Origin of the sequence: Fictibacillus sp. b24, from assembly GCF_030348825.1 — a bacterium.
Lineage (GTDB): Bacteria > Bacillota > Bacilli > Bacillales > Fictibacillaceae > Fictibacillus.
Genome location: NZ_JAUCES010000005.1, coordinates 2,548,415 through 2,571,841 on the forward strand (window position 1 = coordinate 2,548,415; position 23,427 = coordinate 2,571,841).

Genomic DNA, 23,427 nt, shown 5'->3' on the forward strand with positions numbered 1-23,427 from the left:
CTGAATTTGTATCCACGTCGTAAATTTCTCTCTGGAAAATGCAAAAAAGCTCCAAAATCGTTTTCATCGATCAAAACGATTTGGAGCTCTAACAAATAACAGTTTAATTGCCAGGGTTCTGTATCCCTGGCTGGAAAAAGGTTAGTTTTATTATAGCATCTTATTTTCAAAATGCGAATCTTAACATCTGTAATTTTTTAAAAATAAATCTTTATACTCACATCGGGTCCCAAGGCTTTTTGACACCAAACTCTTTTGCTAGTTTTTTGCTTTCTTCACGCCGTTTTTTTCTTGCAACTGCACGTTCAGGAGCATGTTCATTAAGCCATTTTTCTTCTGGTGTTTCCGGGATTGCTTTTGGCACAGGTGATGGCTTTCCTTCCTCATCTAATGCAACAAAAGTTAAGAAGGAAACCGCACAGACTTTGCGTTCTCCAGACAATAAATTTTCTGCGATCACCTTAACGAATACTTCCATTGAGGTGGTTTTTGTCCACGTCACAAACGACTCCAAACAAACGGAATGCCCCTCTTTAATCGGCTGTAAAAAGTCAACAGAGTCAGTCGAGGCGGTTACAACATTTTTCCGAGCATGACGAATAGCTGATATCGCTGCGACATCATCAATGTAAGCCATCAGTTTCCCGCCAAACAGCGTTCCATGATTATTTGTATCCGGTGGAAGCACGACAGACGATTTTACGGTTCGAGATTCTCGAACGTACTTTTGTTCCATAATGAAAGCTCCTATCTGTATCTCTTTTTTCTAGTATATGTTGGAACACAATAAAATAATGAAAGACCTCCGCTTAGGAATGCAAGCAAAGAGGTCTTAATGAGCCAGCTATTATTTTTTCACTACTGCGTGTCCGCCAAATTCGTTACGAAGTGCCGCAACTACTTTTCCGTGGAACGTATCGTCTTCTAAAGAACGGAAACGCATGAATTGGGATAGAGCGATAACTGGTGCTGATGCTTGGTAATCAAGTGCTGCTTCAACGGTCCAGATTCCTTCTCCTGAAGAGTTCATTACACCGCGGATATCTTCAAGTTTTGGCTGTTTGCTGAATGCATTTTCCATAAGTTCAATCAGCCAGCTGCGGATAACGGATCCGTTGTTCCATACTCTTGAAACAGCCTCATAGTCATAATCAAAATCGCTTTTATCAAGAATCTCGAATCCTTCACCGATCGCTTGCATCATACCGTACTCAATTCCGTTATGAACCATCTTCAAGAAGTGACCAGATCCAGCACGGCCTGTGATTAGGAATCCTTTTTCCACACAAATCTTTTCGTATAGAGGAGCAAGGTAGTTTACTGCATCATCATCTCCGCCCATCATCGCACAAAGACCGTAGCGAGCACCGTCTGTTCCGCCGCTCGTACCTACATCTACAAAGTGGATGCCTGAAGCTTTAAGCTCTTCGTAGCGGCGAAGTGTATGCTTGTACATAGAGTTACCAGCATCTACGATAATATCGCCTTCTGTTAGATGCGGTTTCAGTTCATTGATAACTCCATCAACAATTTCACCAGCTGGTACTAATAGAATTACTGCTTTTCTTCCTGAGAATGAATTTGCTAGCTCTTCTACTGATTGTACGCCTTTAACACCTTGTTCAGAAATCTCTTTAACTGTGTCTGTGTTAACATCTGTAGCAAAAACTGTATATCCTTTGTCATTCATGTTTAGCGCCATATTAAAGCCCATTTTACCAAGGCCTATTAAACCGATTTCCATTGCTCATATCACTCCATTTTATGTATTTATATCTGTTTTGTATTATTCCACAAAATAAAGGCTCTTAACCTCTACTTGTTACACTGTCTATTACCTTATCTAAAAATGAACAAAAAAACAATTATTTCAGTTCAGTTTTTAACTTAATAGCACATAAAAATTCTTAAACCGGTAACATCTGATGAGTGGATGGGTGGGAAATGCACGATGAGGCAAAAGTGTATGGAAGCAGAAGAGCTTGAAAGCAGCAAAAATGTCCATTTGAAATGGACATTTTTGCTGCTTTTGTATTTGTGTGGGGTCAGACCCCTATTCTTCAAACCAAAGAATGCCTAGCGTTCCTGCTCCTACATGCACACCGACTGCCGGGCTCAGCTGCCCTAAATTAAATGTGATGTTTGGATATTTTTCATTTAATAGATGAAGCCAATCTTCTGCTTTCTCAGAAGATCCGCTGTATACCACACTTGCCCCATAAGCGCCGTTTTGTTCAGCAGCTTCTTCAAACAGAGCCAGAACACGCGACTCTGCCTTTTTAAGTGTTCTTATCTTTTCAAAAGGAACGAGTGAACCGTCATCAAATGTAAGAATTGGTTTGATCTGAAGAAGATTTCCTACTAGGAAACTTGCTCCTGATAACCTTCCTCCCTTTCTTAACTGTTCAAGACTTCCAATACATACATAGCCTTTAACGTGATTGGCTGTTTCGCGAAGCACTGAAGCTATTTCTTCTGCTTCTAAACCTTCTTCCTCAAGCTTCATCCCTTTTAATAGAAGCTGTTTCATTGATTCGGATATTATTTTAGAGTCCACAATGTGTACTGGAAAATCGGCCATTTCCGCACCAAGTCTAGAGCCGTTGATTGTTCCGCTAAATTTCTCGGAAACGTGTATGGCTATTGCGCAGTCATAATCTTGTTTAAGAACTTCGTAAAAATCGGAGAACTCTCCCACCGTAGGCTGGCTTGTTTTAGGCAATTCTGTGACGGTTTCTAATTTTGAATAAAACTCATCCGGTGTGATGTCTACACCATCTTTGTAAATTTTGTTCTCCATAATAATTGAAACCGGGATAATATGAATACCTAACTTCTTAGCTTCTTCTTGGGTAATACAGCTTGTACTATCCGTAACCCATGCAATACGTGCCATCTTGCATCCCCCTTTATCTCTCTATTTTTTATTAGATAGAAAGAAAAGAAATTCCTCTTTTCTCTTAAAAAAAATATTTTTATTTCTAAATTAAATCTATATTTCAATAGTTTAAATACTAGCACAGGGGTACACATTAAAAACTAGATACTTTATACTACATTTAATGGAACTTATCGGAAATTTATATTAAAATAGGAGTAATGTAAGCTAAGGAGGCAGTACTGTGAAAGTGGTAGCAGATAGTAGAAATGTATTAATGGATGTAGAGCGCATAGAGAAAGCATTTGTGGAAATCATGGATGTGTTAAAACCTGAGATTTGGGAAGAAGAAGAGATTACCTCCACTCAATTCCAAATACTAAAGACACTTTCCGCCCGCGAGAAATGGACAGTTTCTGAGATTGCTGATGCTATGAAAGTACGCGCAAGTGCTACTACCGTTATCATTGACCGTCTGGTAAAACGGGGATTAGTCGATCGTTATCGCTCAGATCTAGATCGAAGAATTGTATATGTGCAGCTAAATGAAACCGGTTTAGTAGCATTTACTGCGATTCAGGAAAAAAGAAACGGAGTACTATTGAAGTACATGTCACAGCTGACTCAAAAGCAGCTTGATGATATGGTTCATTGTATTGAACACCTTTCTTCAATCGTTAAGAACTAATTTAAAAAATCCCTCTAAAACAATATACGCAGCTTAGTTTTACTACCTTTCATACTTAAGAATTAACACGTATTCTATTTAGAATAACGTGTTTTTTTAATTGCTCTTTTCTAAAGGCTGTTTTCGCAAGCTTTGTTGTTTTTGGTAGTGGTTGATTTCCGTTCCAGATGCTCGCTTTCCGCGGGGCAGGCGGTGAGCCACATTCGTTCGTTTCACTTTTAAGTGTCTCACCTGCCCGCCTGTCCCGCAGGAGTCTCGCATCTTACACTTCAATCAACAATCTTAGAAGATAACATTTGAAAGCAACAATCTTTTAGAAAAGAGGATTTCATAAAGATTGTTGTTTTCAAAACTTAAATAGAAAGACATTCAAGGAAGCATAATTGTTGTGGTTCGCAACTAAACAAATTTAGAAACTCCAAAATACTTCTGAGTTCAGGCAGTAAATTGCACTCCAAAACAAAATCAATGAAACAAAAAGAATACTTTAAAAAACAATACAATTTATTTTTGACTTTATTTGGATAAACCTTAACATTTCAGTAAAAATGTACGATATAACAGACAAGACTAGTACTAAAGTTCGAATACAAAAAATAGGGGTCAAACATGTCAAAGATAAAAAGGTTGGAAAGACTTTTACTTTCCATAAACTCAAAGAAGCATTTCACATTAAAAGAATTAGCTGAAGAGTTCCAAGTATCCACGAGAACCATACAGCGTGATCTATTAAACCTTATTGAAATGGGATTGCCTATTGTTTCAGAGTTCGGTCCGCATGGCGGTTATCGGATCGAAAACGATCGGATCCTTCCACCAATTGGATTTACTGAATTGGAGGCATCAGCCATCCTCTACAGCTTACAAGCATACAAACAGACAACATTCCCGTTTCAGCTGCAAAGTAAATCCATTGAAAATAAATTAAATCACTATCTGCCAGACGATGCAAAGGAAAATTGGGAGCAGATCCATAAGCGACTTTCCATTCAACTTCCATTGCCTCCTCAAAATTCACTTGCACCCATTTTATTAGAAGCTGCTGTTAAACAAAAAATCGTTACGATACTCTATAAGATGAACGACCAAAAGATGTATTGCAACATTCAGCTGATTGGTATTTATAGCGAAAATGGTGAATGGTATTGTCCTGCTTATTGTTACTCACTAATGGATTTTCATATTTTCAAACTTATAGACATTCAAAACGCGGTAATTAACTATGAGCCTATGGAAGTAAAAGACTTCTCAAATGTGACGATTCACAACTGGGCTTCCGCAATTTCACCAAGAAGCTATTTAAAACTAGAAGCTGAAATTGCTCCAGGCGGATTGCCTTACTGCAAGTCTCACACTATTTTGAATCAATTTTTAAATAAGATTAATGAAAACACTGAAGGTCTTACCGGGAATATTTTAGTCACATACATAGAAAAAATAGCTGAATATTTGTGGCCTTTAAAAACGAATATCATCATTCACTCCCCTAAGGAAATTAAAGAACTTCATGCACAGTGGGCGAAAGAAATTCATGCTCAAAATAAAGCTATTTTAAATATGTAATCAAAATGATACATATTTTTCCTCTTTTAGGCGTATACTATAAGTAGAACAGAAAAGGGGGATATCTATGGCTTTTTTTTCAAAACAACCTGCAGAGCCGATTCCAGACGTAGAAACAAAGGTATGGGCATGTACGAGTGACGGTTGCTCATGCTGGATGCGCGCTGACTATTCTTTGCAAAAAGAACCGCAATGCCCCATTTGTCAATCAGCAATGAATGAGGAAATTCGTATGCTTCCTGAACTCAAAAGCTAATGAAATAAATAGAAATCAGCCGGGTGTAATTTGCCCGGCTTTTTCTATGTTTATACTTGGAAATGCTATACCTGCTAACAATAAAGGGTTTAGTTCTTCTTCCATCCGGGTACGAATTGTATACAGACTAAAAGGAGGATTTGATACTATGCGTAACGATACAACGACAACAACGACTACTGCGGAGCCCGTTTTTACACACTCGGATTTCCAAACACGTGACAATTACGATACAAACGTTAGCAAGAAAGGGAATTCTTCTGGATTTACTACAGGACTTGTAGTTGGGAGTCTAGTTGGAGCGGCTGCAGCACTTTTATATGCTCCTAAAAAAGGAAATGAATTTAGAAACGACTTGCGTGATTCATCTATTAAGCTAAAGGAACGAACTCAGCAATTAAGAGATGAAACAAAGCTTAAAGCACAACTTGGAAAGATGGACGCAAAAGACACGGTTGCATCCATTAAAGAAAAATCCGGAAACCTCTCTTTTTCTGCACGTCAAAAATTGCAAGAAGCGAAGAGTACGGTAAACGAAGCGAAAAGTGAAACAAAATCTGCAATTGATGAGGCAAAAAGAGAAGCGGAAAAAGACAGCTTCCAAACTAATTCACAAACACAAACAAAAGCTGTCGTAACTCCAAGCACGATGAATTCAACCGATACTCAGCAAAAAACAGGAACGGATTCGACTTACGAAAAGAAACAAAGTGATGTTAACAGAAACTCATATTAAATCGTTTAACAAGCAAGAAAAAAGCCGCGACTTGATGTCCGGCTTTTTTCTTATCCCTTTAATAACCTCAAACCATTTAAAATGACTAAAATTGTACTTCCTTCATGTCCGATCACTCCAAACGGCAGGGTAAGAAATTCTAGATAGTTGGCACAAAGCAGTACGAAAATGACACCAATCGAAAATGCAATATTTTGCTTAATAATTTTAGATAGTCGTTCTGATAGCTTCATTGCATAAAGCAGTTTGCTTAGATCGTTTTTCATTAACACCACATCTGCCGTTTCAATCGCTGCATCACTCCCCATGCCCATCGCTACACCAACATCAGCGACAGCAAGTGCTGGAGCATCATTTACCCCATCACCGATCATCGCTACAACATTTTGGCGCTCTTTCCAATTTTTCACGGTATTAACTTTATCTTCAGGCATACAAGAATAACCGACTTGATCTACCTTTGCCAGCCTGCCAATTGCTTCTGCCCCCCGTTTTGAATCTCCTGTGAGCATAAGGGTTAAAATCTGTTTCTCCTGAAGAGCTTGTATGGCTTCCACTGTTTCTTCCCTTATTGTGTCTCCAATTAAAAAATAGGCTGCAAGCTCATCGTCTGCAGTAACATATACAACCGTATGACCCGCTTCCCCTTCTTCCTCTTCAACTTCAGACAAAAGCTTGCATTCTTGTTTTTCAGAGATCCCGGTCCAGCTTCGACTGCCAATTCTCCAAGTGACTCTCTCAACTACAGCTCTTACACCATTCCCGGGAAAATCTTCGAAAAGAGCCAATTCCTGTGGAGACCCTTTTGTCTCTGATTGAAGATTTTCCATAATTGCCTTTGCAAGCGGATGCGTACTATTTTTCTCGATGGCATATATGATAGAAATCAAGTCTTCTCTTTTATATGCATCGTGCACATATTTAGCTAGTTTTACAGAAGGACAGCCTTTTGTTAATGTCCCGGTCTTGTCAAAGGCGACCACGTTAACAAGGCTTAACTTTTCTAGAAAAACGCCACTTTTAAAAAGAATTCCGTGCTTAGCCGCATTTGATAAAGAGGCAAGAAGAGCAGGCATGGTGGACGCGACTAGTGCACAAGGAGACGCAACAACTAAAAGGACACACGCTCGGTATAACGATTCCGAATAACTCCATATCCCCGTTGATCCAGGCACTAAAACGGTTAACGCCGCAGCTAACAGTACAAAAAGAACATATTTCGTTTCAAATTCTTCTATTTTTCTTTGAACGGGAGGCGCTTCACTTTGCGCCTTATTCACAAGGTCTATCATTCTTTGAAAGATAGAATCTTTCATGTGTTTTGTGACCTGGACCTCCAGAAGACCCGATTGATTAAGAGTTCCCGCAAGAACTGCTGATGATATTCCAACCTCTTTTGCAATCGGTTCTCCTGTCAGAGCTGACTCATTAACAAATGAGCTGCCTTTTAAAACAATGCCATCTGCAGCTATGCGTTCACCAGGCTTAACCTTTATGATATTGCCTGGTTCTAAGGATGAAGCATTCACCCTAAATTCTTTATCACCAGATATGAGCCAAGCTTCTTCAGGCTGTAGGGAAATAAGTGCTCTAATCTCTCTGTCACTTTTTTGCAAAGTGTACATCTCTAACGCTCCAGAATAAGCAAAAATAAGAATAAGGACAGCTCCTTCACCCCAATAACCAATTGCAGCCGAGCCGATTGCAGCAAACATCATCAAAAGCTCTACATTCAACTGCTTTTCCTTGAGACTTGCCTGTATTCCCTCCACCGCTTTTGCATACCCGCCAACGACAAAAGCTAACAGATAAAAAAGAACATAAAAAGGGGAGTCTGTATACTTTTCCATCATCCAGGCCGAAAGTATGAATACCCCAGCTGTTGTTGCCATAATAAGTTGAGTCCGTGCAGAGAGTTCCACTGAACATCCCTCCCGTGTATTTGATAATAACTATCATCCTCAAGTACCCTTAAAAAGCAGAAATGCTGCCGTCTTTTACGACAGCAGCCTGAAAACTATCCAATATTCGGTTCCTAGCTCTAACAGTGTATGTTTAACTTTTTTGAATGTGACACGATTTAATTACTTTATTATACACGGAACCTCACGAATTTAGAATCACTTACAACGGCAGATTTCTTCGCTTGAATAAAATGATGCTTATTGCAAACAAAAGAAGCGTAGTTACAGTAAGGATGGAACCCGTCAGTAAAGCATCTGTTTCATTGTTAATCATTTTAATGGGATCATACAACTTAAAGATTGAAAAGTTTAACAGCCATTCTGTTTTCTCACTTAACTTGCCCGCCATGTTAAACATGTAGAAAACAAGTGTGATACCTGCTGATATTCCGAGTGCTCTCTTTTCATCGTTACATACAGATGAAATAAGGAAGCAATAAGCTGCAATGCAGGAAAAAATGAGGAAGGTTAACACATTTAGTTTAATGAATGACGCAACGTCCAGTTCATAACCGCTGATCAGCCACTCGCTAGCTGCAATGCCGCTTAAAGTAGTAAAAGCCACGATTAAGCCAAGACCCGTAATCATGACAGCCGCTTGTGTTACAGCAATCTTAAGCCTTGAATTTGGGGTTGCGAGTAAATACGCCATAGATCCTTGATCTACAAGGCGCGCCATTAATCGGGTGGAAGTTAAAATCACATATACCATCAAAATAATTAAGAACAACATGCCGTAAAATTCACCCGCTATATAGTCAGACAAAGAGTTAATACCATTCTCCATTCCGATCAGCTTTCGCATTCCCTCTGGCAATGCGGCAATCATATCGTTAAATCCTTTCATATCTGCGATGGATGGATAGATCCATATAATAAGTACGATATATGCTACGGCACCATATATAAAACCACCAAGCATCTTCAAATGGCTCTTCATCATTGAAAGGTATAGAGGCCAGCTCATTGTGCCACTTCCCTTCTGTCATAATAATGCATAAAGATATCTTCCAAATCCTGTGGCCTTGTATCCAGATGCTGCACTTCACATCGACTTAACAATTGGATAAATTCCTGGTCATTTCCTTGAACGGTGATGTGAACGGTTCTGTTCCCTCTTACTTCCGTTAAAAGTGAGGATTGAACCATTTTTTCTATATCCTCATCGGTTTTAACTTTCACTTCAAACACTCTCCGTTGAACGGTTCTTAGCGAATGCATGTCTTCTAACGCAACTAATTTGCCATCCTTAATAATTCCTGCCGAATCACATGTACGTTCAATTTCCTGAAAACTATGTGATGACATGAGAATCGTTTTGTTTTTATTTTTTTCTTCCAAAATCAAATCAATAAATACACGTTGCATTAGGGGGTCAAGCCCTGAAGTAGGTTCATCAAGTATGAGCACTTCAGGCTCATGCAAGAATGCAGCGATAATTCCTACCTTTTGCTTCATCCCTTTAGACATCTTACGGATAGGGGTTTTCACATCCAACTGAAACCGTTCAATCAGTTCGTCTCTTCTTTTTGTTTCTTTCTGCTTTCTCATTTGTTGGATAAGAGTCAGAAAGCCCAAACCTGTCATTCCTTCTAAGAACACAATCTCTCCGGGAAGGTAGCCTGTTTGTTCCTGTATACGGGCAGAATCCTTCCAGCAGTCCATCCCATGAATTGAAGAATGACCGCTATCTGGCTTCATAAACCCCATCAAGTGACGTATTGTTGTTGATTTCCCAGCACCGTTTGGCCCAATATATCCAAAAACTTCACCTTTTTTTACTTCAAAATTGAGATCAAACAATCCTTTTTCTGGTGTGAATGCCTTAGTAAGTCCCTCTACTTTAATCATTGTACCACCCTCTTTTTGAAATATTTATACGTTTATATTTCAAAATCATCATATCTCTTTTCTCTTTTTATAGCAATACTTTTTGAAATATCTTATTTGTTATTTTTCAAAATATGTTTTATTCTAATAAAGAGGTGAAGGAAATTGAACGGATATGAACGTCGCAAGGAACAAAAGAAAGCAGATATCAAACAAGCTGCTTTTTCCCTCTTCCAGCAACAAGGCTTTAAAGATATAAAAATCGAAGACATCGCTAAGCAAGCCGGTGTATCACAGGTGACCATCTATAATCACTTCGGAAGCAAGGAAACGTTGTTTCGGGAAGTAGTTAAAGACTTTACTGAACAGCAATATGAGTTCCATAAGAATCTATTTAATAAAGACCTTTCCTTTCAAGAAAAAATGAAGGCTAGCATTCTTCATAAAACAAACGAGGTGCTGAACATCCATCCTGAAGTCATTCAAGAGATGATGTTAAACGATGAAGAGTTAAGAACTTACCTGTCTGAATTTCAAGCCAAATATGCCATTCCGTTAATTATAGGGTTAATAAAAGAAGCGCAGCAGAACGGAGAGATCAATCCGAAATTGTCTGAGCAGTCGATTATGCTTTATATTCAGCTTTTCAATAACGATATGCTGATCTCAATGATTACGGGCGAAAACGGTAAAAAGCTGGCCACTGATATTTTTCAAATGTTTTTCTATGGATTGTCTATGCCAAAATGATTAAAGAAACAACCATATAAACAGGCATGTTAAGGAGATGAATCATGTTTATTGTTAATGTAGAAGCCGCAGTTTACAAAGAGGATAAATGGTTAATCATTCAACGCAGTTTAAAAGAAGAACATGCCGCTGGTGCACTTTCTCTAGTAGGCGGTCAAGTCGAAGATGAAGGAAACTCTTCTGACATTCTGGAGAGAACAGCCATTCGAGAAGTATATGAAGAAGTGGGCGTCACGATATCTAATCATCTTCAGTACGTCCACAGCACTTCATTTATCTCCAACTCAGGTAAAAAAGTTGTAGATATCGTCATGCTGGCTAAATACGAATCAGGGGAAGCTTATCCAAAAAGCAAAGATGAAGTCGAGAATGTACTTTGGCTGACAACTGAAGAAATTTTTACTCACCCCTCTATCGGCCCTATCGTAAGAGAAAGCATTAAACGAGCACAAATGGTTAAAGACCGCTTAACTATTACAACTTCATATTAAAGATTTAAGAACGGATCATTAATTTCCGTTCTTTTTTTCTGGCTAGCTAGATTCTGCATTGTTGAACGAATGAGGAAGCAGTTTAAAGCCACCTTTTCAATAGGAATATTCCAGCAAAATTAGCAATACCCCTTTTGTAAATTGTTTGTAAATTTTTCATTACAAAACCTACAAATTCGACAAAAACTATCAATTTTTTTCGACTTTATATATAATGTTTTGGATGGGTAAAAAGCTTACATAGAGAAAAGCTGCCATTATAAAAAAGAAACAAAGAAAAAGGATTAAAGACATTTCTTTTGGAGGGTACTATGTTTACAAAGAAAAAGGATAAGTTCATGGTCATGCTAACGGATATTGCCAGCAACTTAAAAGAATCTGCTGGTTACTTCCACGATTTCAAAATCAAGAACAGTGATGACTTGCGTGAGTTTGCAGATCATCTGAAACAACTCGAATCAAAAGGTGACACTTACGTTCATACGGTAATTATGGAACTGAACAAAGTATTTATTACACCTATAGAGAGAGAAGATATCTTGTCACTTGCAATGAGCATGGATGATATTTTAGATGGCATTGAGCAATCATCTGCTTTGTTTGACATTTATGCGATCACAAATCCTGATCAATACATGGTTAAGTTTGTTGAGTATATCAAGCTAAGCGCTGATGAAATACTACTGACTGTTAACCTTTTATCTGAGAAAAAACTTCTTGATATGCGTGAACATGCTATTAAAATTAAAGATTACGAATCAAAGTGTGACGATTTATACCGTGAAGCACAACGTGAATTGTTCGCTACACAAACAGATCCAATTAAAGTAATTAAGTATAAAGAAATGTACGAAGTGCTTGAAGGCATTGCCGACAGCTGCCAGAACGTTGCGAATACTATCGAATCTATCATCATGAAAAACGCGTAACGGGTGGCTGGTATGGATACAGTATTACTCATTACCATTCTTGTTGTTATTGGTGCACTTGCATTTGATTTTATCAATGGATTTCATGATACAGCGAATGCGATTGCTACATCCGTTTCAACAAAAGCATTAACACCTAGAAAAGCCATCATTTTGGCTGCTGTCATGAACTTTGTCGGAGCCATGACGTTTACTGGTGTTGCCAAAACAATCACAAAAGATATCGTGGATCCCTTTACACTTCAAAACGGGTCAGTGGTTATACTAGCAGCTCTTATTGCAGCAATTGCCTGGAACTTAATTACGTGGTACTACGGTATTCCAAGTTCCTCATCACATGCCATTATTGGTTCTATCGCAGGTGCTGCGATCGCAGCTGCAGGATTTGGGGCTTTGCATTATTCTGGATTTCTTAAAATTATTTACGGTTTACTACTTTCACCGATTTTAGCATTTGCAGTTGGATTTATCTTTTATAATATTATTAAGATGTTGTTCAAAAATAGTAACTTAACAAAAACAAACAATGGTTTCCGTAAAGTTCAAGTTGTTACAGCCGCATTCCAAGCCTATTCACATGGAACGAACGATGCGCAAAAAGCGATGGGTATCATCACTATGGCGTTAATCGCAAACGGCTACACAGACAGTACGGACATTCAATTATGGGTACAAGTTTCCTGTGCGCTTGCAATGGGGCTTGGAACATCCGTAGGTGGATGGAAGATTATTAAAACAGTTGGCGGGAAGATAATGAAGATTCGTCCTGTTAACGGTGTTTCTGCGGATTTAACCGGTGCTTCTGTCATACTTGGAGCGTCTGTTTTAGGAATCCCAGTTAGTACAACACACGTAATTACATCTTCTATTTTAGGTGTAGGTGCATCTCACCGTCTAAAGGGTGTTAAATGGGGTACAGCAAAGACAATGTTGATCACGTGGTGTATTACATTGCCGATCTCTGCTCTATTAGCCGCTTTATCTTATTTTGTTTTAAATTTATTCCTATAATCAGCAAAGCCTGGGGCTCATCCCAGGCTTTCTTTATGTCTTTATGTTATACGTTAAGAATCAGAATACGTTTCAAGAAATGTTGATTAAATAAAAAACTCCCTAACTCTGGCTGGAGTTAGAGAGTTTTGAACTTATGCACCTTTTTGCTGAGTTAATGGAGCTGTCTTTTTTAGGAGCCAGTTCTTCCCTTCAACTAAACGTGCTGTCATCATACTTGCTACATTATCACCTGTTGCGTTCAGCAATGTGGCCGGCGGGTCAATGATAGCTGAGATCGCGGCAATGATTGGAAGAGCTTCTGGAGGAAAACCAAACAGGGACAAAATCAGCATTTCTGCGATTAAACCACCTTGAGGAATTGCTCCCATAACCATCCCGACTAAAAGAGCAACACCACCAACAAGCAGATACGTGTTGAGACCTGAGAAATCCATACCGAAAATTCCAAAAAGGAACGTGATTTTTAGAACTCCACCGATAACCGAACCATCTTTGTGAAGTGTTGCACCAAGCGGGATCGTCGTTTCGCTGATATCATCTGGCACTCCCATTTTCTTTGTTGCTTCTAAGTTAACAGGGATGCTTGCAGCTGAACTGCATGTTGCAAGACTTGTAACAGATGGCGAAAGCATGTTTTTCCAGAATGTACGAATCCCAAGCTTTCCATGAGCCATAAACGCATAAAGCGTAAAGAAACCAAAGAAATACAGAATAGAGAACGGATAGTAGAACAATACCGCTTTAAAATAAGAACCAAGCAATGTTGGACCAAACTCTCCAACTAGTGCTGCGAAATAAGCACCTAACCCTATTGGTGCATAGTACATGACGTACTTCACCATCTGCAGAGTAACTTCGCTTCCCGCAGATAAAAAGTTTGCGAGTGGTTTTGCTTTCTCTCCGACTTTTGACGTTGCAAGTCCTAGTAAAACGGAAAAAAGAATAAGTGCTAACATATTTGCACGACTTAAAAGGTCGACGAAGTCTGGTACCGTTACCGTACTTACAAGTTGATCACCGATTGATACTTGTTCGCTTGATGCATCAGGTTTTACAAGGTCGATGTTAACTCCTTCTGAAGGCGGAAAAATCTTAATTCCAGCCATACTGATGATTGCTGCAACCGTACCTGTAAACAAAAAGACGATCAGCATAGAGCTAATGATTTTACCAAATCGTTTTGCTCCAGCCATGTTTGCCACACTCGATGAGATAGAAAAGAAAACGAGTGGAACAACTATCATGAACATTACGTTTAGAAATAAATCCCCAAACGGCTTAAGAACCGCTGCATCCTTGCCCATTGTTGAACCAACAATGCTTCCGACAATAATAGCCAAAAGCAAAATAATAGGCGAGCGGTATGCTTTCCACGTATTTTTCATATTACATTCTCTCCTTAAATAGATTCATAGCCACTTTATCTATTTTATACGGAAAAAATATTTTTCATAGAGTTTAATCAAAAAAAGATTGGGGACAGACCCCGGGTCTGTCCCCAAACAATTTAATAAGCTTTTGCCCAGTAAACGAGGTGCTTGCCTTCTTGCTCACAGCATACACACTTTTCTGAGACCTTCTCTTGTTCAAATGGCATACATCTCGATGTTGCGCCTGTTTCATCTTTAATATAGTTTTCACAAGCTTCATCTCCGCACCACATGGCTTTAATGAATCCACCTTTTTGGGCAAGACTATCTTTAAAATCATCAAATGACGTCACTGAAGTTGTTTGATTTTCTCTATGTGTTTTTGCTTTTTCAAACAAACTGTTTTGAATATCGTTAAGAATCTGCTGAACTTGAGTTTCTAGATCTTGCAAAGATACGGTCTGTTTTTCTCCCGTATCACGGCGAACTAAAATAACCTGCTGCTGTTCAATGTCCCGTGGTCCAACTTCTAAACGAAGCGGAATACCTTTCATCTCGTACTCATTAAATTTCCACCCTGGTTTCTTATCACTGACATCGATTCCTGTTCGGATGTTTTTTGAAAGCTTATCTTTTAGGTCGTATGCAAAATCGAGGACGCCTTCTTTATGCTGAGCAATTGGTACAATCATAAGTTGAGTTGGAGCAATTTTTGGAGGAACGACCAGCCCTCTATCGTCTCCATGGACCATGATTATTGCTCCGATAATTCGAGTCGTAAAGCCCCATGATGTCTGCTGAACGGTTTGGAGCTTACCTTCTCTGTTCGTGAATTCAATGCCAAACGCCTTGGCAAAGCCGTCTCCCAAATGATGTGAAGTTCCAGACTGCAACGCTTTTCCGTCATGCATGAGACTTTCGATCGTGTACGTATATTTTGCTCCAGCAAACTTTTCTTTTTCTGTCTTCTGACCTTTGATGACCGGAATGGCGAGATATTCTTCACATAGTTCAGCGTATACGTTAAGCATGCGTACCGTTTCTTCATGCGCCTCTTCATCTGTTTCGTGGCACGTATGACCTTCTTGCCAGAGAAATTCGAGTGTTCGAAGGAAAGGTCTTGTTGTCTTTTCCCACCTCACAACGTTTGACCACTGGTTGTATAGCTTTGGAAGATCACGATACGAATGGATAATGTTTTTAAAATGCTCGGCAAAAAGGACTTCTGATGTTGGGCGGACACATAAGCGTTCTGTCAGCTTTTCTTCTCCGCCATGCGTTACCCAAGCAACTTCAGGTGCAAACCCTTCTATATGATCTTTTTCCTTTTGAAGCAGGCTTTCCGGAATAAAAAGCGGCATGTATACATTCTCATGGCCTGTTTGTTTGATTTGACTGTCGAGCTCCTTTTGGATGTTTTCCCAGATCGCATAGCCGTAAGGTCTGAGAATCATGGACCCCCGCACGCTAGAATAATCGATCAGTTCCGCTTTTGTTACAACATCGGTATACCACTGTGCAAAATCGTCTTTCATGCTGGTTACGTCTTTTACAAAATCCTTAGTCATTGTTTATGCTCCTTCCTATTTAGGAAACAAAAAAGCCATGCTTATCGTTAGGGACCAAAGATTTGGCGGTACCACCCTAATTCAAAGCATAGCTTTACACTCTTTCATGATAACGGTTTTAAACCGCTGTTATCTTAATCGCGTTTAAGAGCGTTTAAGATCCAGAACTCTGAGGCAGGTTCGATTGGATGTCAGTAGGAACTTTTCACCATTCAGTTCCCTCTCTTTAAAAGACAAAATCAATGTACTAATCCTCTTCCATGTTTCACTGTTGATATGTTTTTTTGAAATTATATGTGATATTGGCATGAACTGTCAAATATTATTTTTAGGTTATTAATATGGGGGATCGTTGGTGCTTTCCTACTGTATAACGTTGAAGTAGAAGGGGGGTCAGACCCGGGTCTGACCCCCCTTCTACTTTTCATATTTCACTTTAAGATTAAATACATTAGTTACAGAGCATAAGGAGGCGAATTTTATGGATATTCATGTAGTTCAACGAGGTGATTCTCTTTGGAAGATTTCTCAGCGCTATGGCGTTTCAATAACATCAATAGTAAGAACAAATGCTATTGAAAATCAAAATGTGCTTGTCATTGGCCAGGCACTTGTAATTCCTAACGAATTTCCTACTTATAGAATTCAATCAGGTGACACTCTCTTTGATATAGCTAGTCGCTACGGAACATCTGTTGAAAGTTTAATAGGGTGGAACAACATCCCTCTTGCTTCTGTTATTTATGTAGGTCAACTGATAGATATTCCGATCCATGTTGTCAAACAAGGCGAGTCACTATATATGATTGCTAATCGATACGGAACATCTGTTGCTGATCTGCAAAAAGAAAATCGCATTGCAAACCCAAACCTCGTCTACGTGGGTACAAGACTTTCCATACCGTACATTCGACCTGTAAAAGAAGTAAATTCCTATGTGACGAACATGGGAGAGGCAAATCAGACAGAAGTTAGAAATGTAGGTTCCTATTTAACCTACATTACACCATTCAGCTATTCTGTTACACGTACTGGCGGATTAACAGCTCTGCAGGATGAAGGTATTATCTCTGCAGCCAGAGTCAACCGTGTTGCCCCTCTTATGGGGGTTTCTAATATAGAAGGAGATATGTTTAACTCCGATTTAATTAAAACTATTTTAGATAGTGATTCACTTCAGGAAACCGTACTTAACAACATATTGAATACGATGCGAGCAAAAGGTTATCGAGGAGTTAACTTTGATTTCGAATATGTTTATCCTGAAAATAAAGAAGACTATAATAACTTTTTACGTCGTGCGGTAGCAAAATACAAACCACTAGGCTATTCGGTGTCTTCTGCTTTGGCACCCAAATACAAAGAAGATCAACCTGGGTTATTGTATGAAGCTCATGACTATAAAGCACATGGTGAGATTGTTGATTTTGTTGTTGTCATGACGTATGAGTGGGGATGGTCAGGCGGCCGTGCGATGGCCATCGCACCACTTGATGAAGTGAAGAAAGTATTGGATTATACGGTTACGGTAATCCCTCGCGAAAAAATCATGATGGGCGTACCAACGTACGGGCGTGACTGGACACTTCCTTTTGTTCAAGGAACACAAGCCAAAACGTTAAGTCCTGTTGCAGCTGTTAATTTAGCAGCGAAAATGAATGCCTCCATTGAGTTCGATGAAGGTGATGCTTCCCCTTGGTTTAAATACCGTGACGATCAAGGCAAAGAACATGAAGTATGGTTTGAAGATGCAAGAAGTATGCAGGCGAAGTATCAAACAGCGATTGATTATAACCTGCGTGGAGTAAGCTTTTGGGTGCTCGGTATTCCCTTCCCTCAAAACTGGCCAGTAATACGAGATAGCATGCGGGTAAGAAAGATTTAGCTTTCGCTTGTAACAAAAAAGCCAGAAATCTGCTAATCAGATTTCTGGCTTTTCTTTAATCAAAGGGGTGTGCACCCCACAAATACAAATCAAGGTGAATTGTATTTGTTTGGGGTCAGACCCCTACTTTTGTACTACACCCACCACATTTCGGCAGGCTGTTCCGCAATCAGGATTGACTGCAGGTTCTTCACCGCACGCGCGAAACCTTCTTCGATCGACATGATCGGATCTTCGTGCTCGATACTAACAACGTAGTCGTAGCCATACGTACGAAGGGCGCTCATCATGTCAGACCAGTCTTGAACGGAGTGTCCGCATCCAACAGAACGGAAGCTCCATGCACGGTTTTGAACAGCGCCGTATGGCTGCATGTCTGTTAAGCCGTGCATGTTGATGTTATCTTGATCTAAATACGTGTCTTTTGCGTGGAAGTGGTGGATCGCTCCAGCTTTTCCTAGAATCTTGATTGCCGCTACTGGATCAATTCCTTGCCACCAAAGGTGAGATGGATCAAGATTTGCACCAATTGCGTCACACGTTTCCTCACGAAGTTTCAACAAAGTATACGGAGTGTGTACTAAGAAACCGCCGTGTAGTTCTAATCCGATCTTCACGCCATGCTCTTTAGCAAATTGACCCCACGTGCGCCAATATGGAATGAGCTTTTCTTCCCATTGCCACTTCAGCACATCGCTGTACTCGTTCGGCCAAGGGGAAACCGGCCAGTTCGGATATTTAGCGCTTTCTGAATCACCCGGAACACCTGAGAAACAGTTCACAACAGGGACGTTCATCAATCCAGCAAGTTCTACTGTCTTTACAAACGTTTCATGTGATTCTTTAGCAAAAGCTTCATCAGGAGATAATGGATTCCCATGACAGCTGAACGCTGAAATCGTTAATCCGCGCTTCTCCACTTCATGAAGATACGCTGCACGCTTTTCTTCACTCTCAAGCAGTTCGTCAAGTGGACAGTGCGCGTTTCCAGGATAGTTTCCTGTGCCGATCTCGACTGCTTGAACACCAGCTTCTTTTACATAGTCGAGCATTTCTGTAAATGATTTTTGTGAAAAGAGAACGGTAAATACTCCTAGTTTCATGCTACTTCACTCCTTTTTCATTCTGAAGCTGAACACCTTTACCCATTAAGCTGCTTGCATAGATCGCTTCAATTACACGAGATGTGTTCATCGCTTCTTCAGCCTTCACAAGAGGCTCTGCTTTTCCTAAACAACTATCCACAAAATTCTGAGCTTGTGGCAGACCTGGGTCATCTTCCCCTTGAATCCAGTCAGCTTTTGTTGTTGTCATCATTCCGTTAACTGCTTTATTCACCGCAAACGGGAAAACATCAAGGCCCCCTTTGTCGCCTGAGATACGAAGCAATTCTGCATCATCAGGAATGTTTGCAGCCCAAGATGTTTCAAACAGAATGGTTCCGCCGTTTGCTAAGCGAATGTAAGCCGTCACATGATCATCAACCTCAAACGTTTCGGCATCAAATGAACCCCATTGGTTCACTTGTTCTGCTTCACGGCTAACCGTGTTATACGTTTGACCTGTTACTTCACTTACAGCAGGGTTATCCAACAGCCAAAGTGTCAAATCTAGCAAATGACAGCCATAGTCTATTAAACTCCCGCCGCCTTGCAGCTCTTTGTTTGTGAACACTCCCCAGCCAGGCACTTTGCGTCTTCTCAAAGCTTGTACACGAACGACAAGCGGATTACCCACTTCGTCCGCTTCCATCACACGCTTTGCCGCTTGAGCTTCCTTCATGTAGCGGTAATGATAAGCAATCGAGAGCACTTTACCAGAACGCTTTTGGGCTTCTACCATCTCAGCGCATTCTTCAACCGTCATTGCCATCGGTTTTTCACAAAGAACGTGCTTGCCTGCATCTAGTGCAGCAACTGTTATCTCTTTATGAAACTTGTTTGGGGTACAAATGACAACTGCATCAACATGCGGCCACATCTCTGTATAGCTTGCAAAATAGTTCGGTACGTGAAATTTTTCCGCAGCCATTTTTGCGACATCTACGTTAACATCGCTAATGGCTGTTACTTCTGCTGTATCACTTAATTTTTGAAAAGCGGGGATATGACGGCCTTGTGCAATACCGCCAGCCCCGATGATCCCAACTCTTAGTTTCATGCGTGAACTCCTGTTTTAACTTTTTCGATCGTTTTCTTATCGTTAGACTCTAGTGCAGCTAGAATGACAGCTAATGAGCGCTTGCCTTCTTCTCCTGTAATAAGCGGTGCTTTACCAGATTCAACTGCTTCAATAAAGTGGTCAACCACATGTGAATTGGACTGATTCTCGTTCGTTTGAATCGCGCCAAGTTCGTAGCGTACGATCGATCCGTTCGTATATTGAGCAACAAGTGAATATTGTGGATCATCTTCTAAACGAAGAATTCCTTTTTCACCATAAATGATTGTAGAGTTGTCTTCTTTTGCGGTATAAGACCAGCTTGCCGCTAATGTTCCAATGATGCCGCTCTCTGTTTTCAGCACACAAACCGCTGTATCATCAACAGATGCAAACTCCTTTGCGCTCGTTTCTACAAAAGCACCAACTTCTGCAATCTCTTCACCCAAAATGTAGCGGATCAAGTCTGTTTTATGAACGCCAAGATCACCCATCGCACCGATAAACGCTTCATCTTTTTTGAAGAACCAGCTGCTCGCACCGTCAACACTCCAGCCTTCAGGTCCTGGATGTCCAAATGCTGTACGGAAGCTGTATATTTTGCCTAGCTCACCCGCAGCAATGATCTCACGCGCTTTTTGGTGAGCTGGAACGAAACGTTGGTTATGACCAATCATTAGTGTTTTGCCGCTTTTCTCAGCTGCTGCAATCATCTCTTCTGCTTCTTGAAGAGATGTAGCCATCGGTTTTTCACATAAAACGTGTTTCCCTGCATTTAGAGCAGCGATTGAAATCGGTGCGTGCAGGTAGTTTGGCGTACATACACTCACAGCTTCTACTTCTTCAAGTGCAAGCAGTTCATTGTAATCCGTAAAAATCTTTCCTCCATACACCGCTTGTGCAGCCTCAGCACGTTCTTGAACAACGTCACAAACGGCTACAATTTCAACATCCTGATTTGATGCATATTCTGGCAAGTGGCGGTGCTGTGCAATACTACCGCATCCAATAATTCCAACTTTAACTGTCATGTTTAGTTCCTCCTTGTGTTATATGGTTTTTATTTGCAACTCATCATAATGATTGTTGTTCTACAGACATTTTTAATTGCTTTCAATTTCATGTAGATTGGCGCGTAAGTGTGACTACTGCAGGACCATGGATGCTTACTTAAGTATTCAACTTACAGGTTACACAATAAACAAGGTACTTTTCTAAACGATTGTTGCTACTAAATCATTTCTTAAACTGCCCATTGCTTGTTGATTGGAGTGTAAGGTGCGAGACTCCTGCGGGACAAGCGGTCAGGTGAGACCCTTAAGGGCGCAAAGCGGCAAGGGGCTCACCGCCTGCCCCGCGGAAAGCGAGCACCTGGAGCGTAAATCAACCTCTCTCAAGGACATCATGGTTCAGTTAATATTATTTAGCCCCAATCGCTTCAAGAGGCTTTGCGTTCCCATACTTTGGCGCTTCGCTGCCAGACGGCGCTAAGAATGCAACAGCATTCGTGATCACTTTTTGCACGTCTTCGTTGTAATACGTTGGATACGTTTCGTGTCCTGGACGGAAATAGAATACCTTCCCTTTTCCACGGTTGTAAGCTGCTCCAGATCGGAACACTTCCCCGCCTTCAAACCAGCTCACAAACACAAGATCATCTGGAGCTGGGATATCAAAGTGCTCGCCATACATTTCTTCTTTTTCAAGTTCGATGTATTCACCAAGTCCGTTTGCTACTGGATGGCTCGGATTTACAATCCAAATGCGTTCTTTTTCATCAGCTTCACGCCATTTCAAGTCACATGAAGTACCCATCAGCTTTTTAAAGATTTTAGAGAAGTGGCCAGAGTGCAATACAAGCAATCCCATTCCGTCAAGTACACGCTGATACACTTTATTAACGATTTCATCTTCCACTTCGTCGTGTGCTAAGTGGCCCCACCAAACAAGAACATCCGTGTTGTTTAATACTTCTTCTGTTAAGCCGTGTTCTGCCTCATCAAGAGTAGCTGTATTTACATCATGGCCTGCATTTTCCAATAACTCTTGGATCGCACCATGAATTCCCTTTGGATAAATTTCTTTAACTACCGGATTTTTTTGCTCGTGACGATTCTCATTCCAAACTGTAACTTTAACCATTTATGAATTCCTCCTATATATGTGTAAGCGTTTTACGTAAACGTTTACGTATTTCTCAAATAAAAATGAAGCTTTTGTATAACCCGTTTTTTACTTGTCATTTAAATCACTGACGGATTGCCTTTCGATTATCGAAAAAGGCATATAACGGCTTTCTGCTTCTTTTTGTTCACCTTTAATCAAATTGACTAATATTTCTCCTGCTGTCTGCCCCATGTCTTTTAGCGGCTGAGATACCGTTGTTAATGCAGGATAACACATCTCAGCGATCTTCAAATTATCGTATCCGATGATCGATAATTCTTGAGGTACCTTAATTCCCAGCTCATGAGCAGCTGACATAGCGCCAATCGCCATCTCATCACTCGCTGCAAACAACGCGGTCATTTGGGGAAGTTTTTTAAGCAGCAGCGGCAATGATTCTTTTCCGTTCTGAAAACGATATCCTTCATTCGTTGTCACATGATTATCTGAAAAAGGAAGACCATGCTTTTGAAGGGCTTCTTTAAATCCTTGCATTCTCGGAACTCCCGCGATCGGGTCGTGATGACTACCGCCGATCATTCCAATCTCCGTATGCCCTTTTTGAATTAAATACTCAGTGGCTTCATAAGCGCCTTCATAATCGTTTACCCGAACAAAAGGCAGCTTATAATGAGTTGAGGCCGTTGACACAAGTACAACTGGCACCTGCATCTCTTGAAAGATTTTATAATACTCTTCCTTCACATCTTCTGAAGCGAAGATGATGCCATCTACCCTTTTTTCCTGAAGAAGCCTGAGGTATTTCACGGTTCGCTTTCCGCTCGAAGTCGTATTGCACACGATGACGCTGAATCCTCCGTCATGTGCGGCGTTCTCGACACCTTCAAGAACTTCTGAGGAAAGCATTCCAGACACCTCGGGAAACAACACGCCGATCGTTTGTGTGCGCTTGTTTATAAGTCCGCGTGCTATCGCGTTAGGCTGATAGCCGAGTGCCTCAATAGATTGCTGCACTTTCTTCTTCGTTTCCTCCGAATAGCCTGGCAGCCCGTTTACAATCCGAGAAACAGTAGCGATTGAAACGTTGGCATGTTTTGCCACATCTTTAATTGTCGGATTCAAAACATCTACCTGCTTTCTTGTTACGTAAACGTTTACATTTACACTTACAATCTATCAGCGCTTCGCAAAAAAGTCAATTATTTATTCATAAAAAAG

Annotated in this window: 23 protein-coding genes and 1 other annotated feature; of the genes, 9 read left to right on the forward strand and 14 right to left on the reverse strand. The window is 40.4% G+C overall.

Features of this window, described 5'->3' with window-relative positions:
- Positions 1 to 217 precede the first annotated feature (217 nt).
- The 3 genes from QUF49_RS13145 to QUF49_RS13155 all read right to left on the reverse strand — a co-directional run bounded on the left by QUF49_RS13145 (position 218) and on the right by QUF49_RS13155 (position 2,896).
- The gene (locus QUF49_RS13145; RefSeq protein WP_289496069.1) at positions 218 to 736 is read right to left on the reverse strand and encodes an acyl-CoA thioesterase; all 519 of its coding nucleotides are present in this window, start codon (positions 734 to 736) and stop codon (positions 218 to 220) included.
- Between the two features lie 111 nt (positions 737 to 847).
- The gene (gene gnd, locus QUF49_RS13150) at positions 848 to 1,744 is read right to left on the reverse strand and encodes a phosphogluconate dehydrogenase (NAD(+)-dependent, decarboxylating) (protein WP_289496071.1); all 897 of its coding nucleotides are present in this window, start codon (positions 1,742 to 1,744) and stop codon (positions 848 to 850) included.
- A gap of 309 nt (positions 1,745 to 2,053) precedes the next feature.
- Positions 2,054 to 2,896: a DegV family protein gene (locus QUF49_RS13155; RefSeq protein ID WP_289496072.1), complete on the reverse strand. Its 843-nt coding sequence runs from the start codon at positions 2,894 to 2,896 to the stop codon at positions 2,054 to 2,056.
- Between the two features lie 226 nt (positions 2,897 to 3,122).
- Here QUF49_RS13155 and QUF49_RS13160 point away from each other — a divergent pair, with 226 nt between their 5' ends.
- Positions 3,123 to 3,566, forward strand: coding sequence for a MarR family winged helix-turn-helix transcriptional regulator (locus QUF49_RS13160; RefSeq protein WP_289496073.1), 444 nt, complete (start codon positions 3,123 to 3,125; stop codon positions 3,564 to 3,566).
- 96 nt (positions 3,567 to 3,662) lie between these two features.
- Here QUF49_RS13160 and QUF49_RS13165 read toward each other — a convergent pair whose 3' ends face one another.
- On the reverse strand, positions 3,663 to 3,827 hold the full coding sequence (locus QUF49_RS13165) for a hypothetical protein (protein ID WP_289496074.1): 165 nt from the start codon (positions 3,825 to 3,827) through the stop codon (positions 3,663 to 3,665).
- Positions 3,828 to 4,175: 348 nt separating this feature from the next.
- Between QUF49_RS13165 and QUF49_RS13170 the strand changes: the two genes are divergently transcribed.
- From QUF49_RS13170 to QUF49_RS13180, 3 genes are all read left to right on the forward strand, one after another.
- The gene (locus QUF49_RS13170; RefSeq protein ID WP_289496075.1) at positions 4,176 to 5,129 is read left to right on the forward strand and encodes a helix-turn-helix transcriptional regulator; all 954 of its coding nucleotides are present in this window, start codon (positions 4,176 to 4,178) and stop codon (positions 5,127 to 5,129) included.
- Between the two features lie 67 nt (positions 5,130 to 5,196).
- Entirely contained in the window at positions 5,197 to 5,385 is a 189-nt protein-coding gene (locus tag QUF49_RS13175; RefSeq protein WP_066236983.1) for a cold-shock protein, read from the forward strand.
- Positions 5,386 to 5,533: 148 nt separating this feature from the next.
- The gene (locus QUF49_RS13180) at positions 5,534 to 6,121 is read left to right on the forward strand and encodes a YtxH domain-containing protein (RefSeq protein WP_289496076.1); all 588 of its coding nucleotides are present in this window, start codon (positions 5,534 to 5,536) and stop codon (positions 6,119 to 6,121) included.
- A 50-nt stretch (positions 6,122 to 6,171) separates the two neighbouring features.
- On the opposite strand, the gene QUF49_RS13185 is transcribed toward QUF49_RS13180, so the two are convergent.
- The 3 genes from QUF49_RS13185 to QUF49_RS13195 all read right to left on the reverse strand — a co-directional run bounded on the left by QUF49_RS13185 (position 6,172) and on the right by QUF49_RS13195 (position 9,936).
- Complete coding sequence (locus tag QUF49_RS13185) at positions 6,172 to 8,043, reverse strand: heavy metal translocating P-type ATPase (protein ID WP_289496077.1); 1,872 nt, start codon at positions 8,041 to 8,043, stop codon at positions 6,172 to 6,174.
- A gap of 202 nt (positions 8,044 to 8,245) precedes the next feature.
- Positions 8,246 to 9,052, reverse strand: coding sequence for an ABC transporter permease (locus QUF49_RS13190; RefSeq protein ID WP_289496078.1), 807 nt, complete (start codon positions 9,050 to 9,052; stop codon positions 8,246 to 8,248).
- A complete protein-coding gene (locus QUF49_RS13195; RefSeq protein WP_289496079.1) occupies positions 9,049 to 9,936 on the reverse strand; it encodes an ABC transporter ATP-binding protein in 888 nt (295 codons plus the stop codon). Before QUF49_RS13195 ends, QUF49_RS13190 begins: the two co-directional genes overlap by 4 nt.
- Positions 9,937 to 10,080: 144 nt before the next feature.
- On the opposite strand from QUF49_RS13195, the gene QUF49_RS13200 reads away from it, so the two are divergent.
- From QUF49_RS13200 to QUF49_RS13215, 4 genes are all read left to right on the forward strand, one after another.
- A complete protein-coding gene (locus QUF49_RS13200) occupies positions 10,081 to 10,665 on the forward strand; it encodes a TetR/AcrR family transcriptional regulator (protein ID WP_289496080.1) in 585 nt (194 codons plus the stop codon).
- Positions 10,666 to 10,709: 44 nt separating this feature from the next.
- On the forward strand, positions 10,710 to 11,156 hold the full coding sequence (locus QUF49_RS13205) for an NUDIX hydrolase (RefSeq protein WP_289496081.1): 447 nt from the start codon (positions 10,710 to 10,712) through the stop codon (positions 11,154 to 11,156).
- 311 nt (positions 11,157 to 11,467) lie between these two features.
- The gene (locus QUF49_RS13210; RefSeq protein WP_289496082.1) at positions 11,468 to 12,085 is read left to right on the forward strand and encodes a DUF47 domain-containing protein; all 618 of its coding nucleotides are present in this window, start codon (positions 11,468 to 11,470) and stop codon (positions 12,083 to 12,085) included.
- 12 nt (positions 12,086 to 12,097) lie between these two features.
- Positions 12,098 to 13,096, forward strand: coding sequence for an inorganic phosphate transporter (locus QUF49_RS13215; protein ID WP_289496083.1), 999 nt, complete (start codon positions 12,098 to 12,100; stop codon positions 13,094 to 13,096).
- A 134-nt stretch (positions 13,097 to 13,230) separates the two neighbouring features.
- Here the strand turns inward: QUF49_RS13215 and QUF49_RS13220 are convergent, their stop codons facing one another.
- Both QUF49_RS13220 and proS read right to left on the reverse strand, forming a co-directional pair.
- Positions 13,231 to 14,484, reverse strand: coding sequence for a dicarboxylate/amino acid:cation symporter (locus QUF49_RS13220; protein WP_289496084.1), 1,254 nt, complete (start codon positions 14,482 to 14,484; stop codon positions 13,231 to 13,233).
- Positions 14,485 to 14,606: 122 nt separating this feature from the next.
- Positions 14,607 to 16,037, reverse strand: coding sequence for a proline--tRNA ligase (proS, locus tag QUF49_RS13225; RefSeq protein WP_289496085.1), 1,431 nt, complete (start codon positions 16,035 to 16,037; stop codon positions 14,607 to 14,609).
- A 46-nt stretch (positions 16,038 to 16,083) separates the two neighbouring features.
- Positions 16,084 to 16,307: a binding site (T-box leader), on the reverse strand.
- Positions 16,308 to 16,518: 211 nt separating this feature from the next.
- Between proS and QUF49_RS13230 the strand changes: the two genes are divergently transcribed.
- A complete protein-coding gene (locus QUF49_RS13230; protein WP_289496086.1) occupies positions 16,519 to 17,922 on the forward strand; it encodes a LysM peptidoglycan-binding domain-containing protein in 1,404 nt (467 codons plus the stop codon).
- 134 nt (positions 17,923 to 18,056) lie between these two features.
- Here QUF49_RS13230 and QUF49_RS13235 read toward each other — a convergent pair whose 3' ends face one another.
- The 5 genes from QUF49_RS13235 to QUF49_RS13255 all read right to left on the reverse strand — a co-directional run bounded on the left by QUF49_RS13235 (position 18,057) and on the right by QUF49_RS13255 (position 23,331).
- Complete coding sequence (locus QUF49_RS13235) at positions 18,057 to 19,025, reverse strand: sugar phosphate isomerase/epimerase family protein (protein ID WP_289496087.1); 969 nt, start codon at positions 19,023 to 19,025, stop codon at positions 18,057 to 18,059.
- A gap of 1 nt (position 19,026) precedes the next feature.
- Entirely contained in the window at positions 19,027 to 20,082 is a 1,056-nt protein-coding gene (locus QUF49_RS13240; protein ID WP_289496088.1) for a Gfo/Idh/MocA family protein, read from the reverse strand.
- Positions 20,079 to 21,113 (reverse strand): Gfo/Idh/MocA family protein, encoded by a 1,035-nt coding sequence (locus tag QUF49_RS13245; RefSeq protein WP_289496089.1) that lies wholly within the window; start codon positions 21,111 to 21,113, stop codon positions 20,079 to 20,081. The genes QUF49_RS13240 and QUF49_RS13245 overlap by 4 nt, the downstream gene beginning before the upstream one ends.
- A 388-nt stretch (positions 21,114 to 21,501) precedes the next feature.
- The gene (locus tag QUF49_RS13250) at positions 21,502 to 22,224 is read right to left on the reverse strand and encodes a ThuA domain-containing protein (protein WP_289496090.1); all 723 of its coding nucleotides are present in this window, start codon (positions 22,222 to 22,224) and stop codon (positions 21,502 to 21,504) included.
- A gap of 90 nt (positions 22,225 to 22,314) precedes the next feature.
- Positions 22,315 to 23,331: a LacI family DNA-binding transcriptional regulator gene (locus tag QUF49_RS13255; protein WP_289496091.1), complete on the reverse strand. Its 1,017-nt coding sequence runs from the start codon at positions 23,329 to 23,331 to the stop codon at positions 22,315 to 22,317.
- Positions 23,332 to 23,427 lie beyond the last annotated feature (96 nt).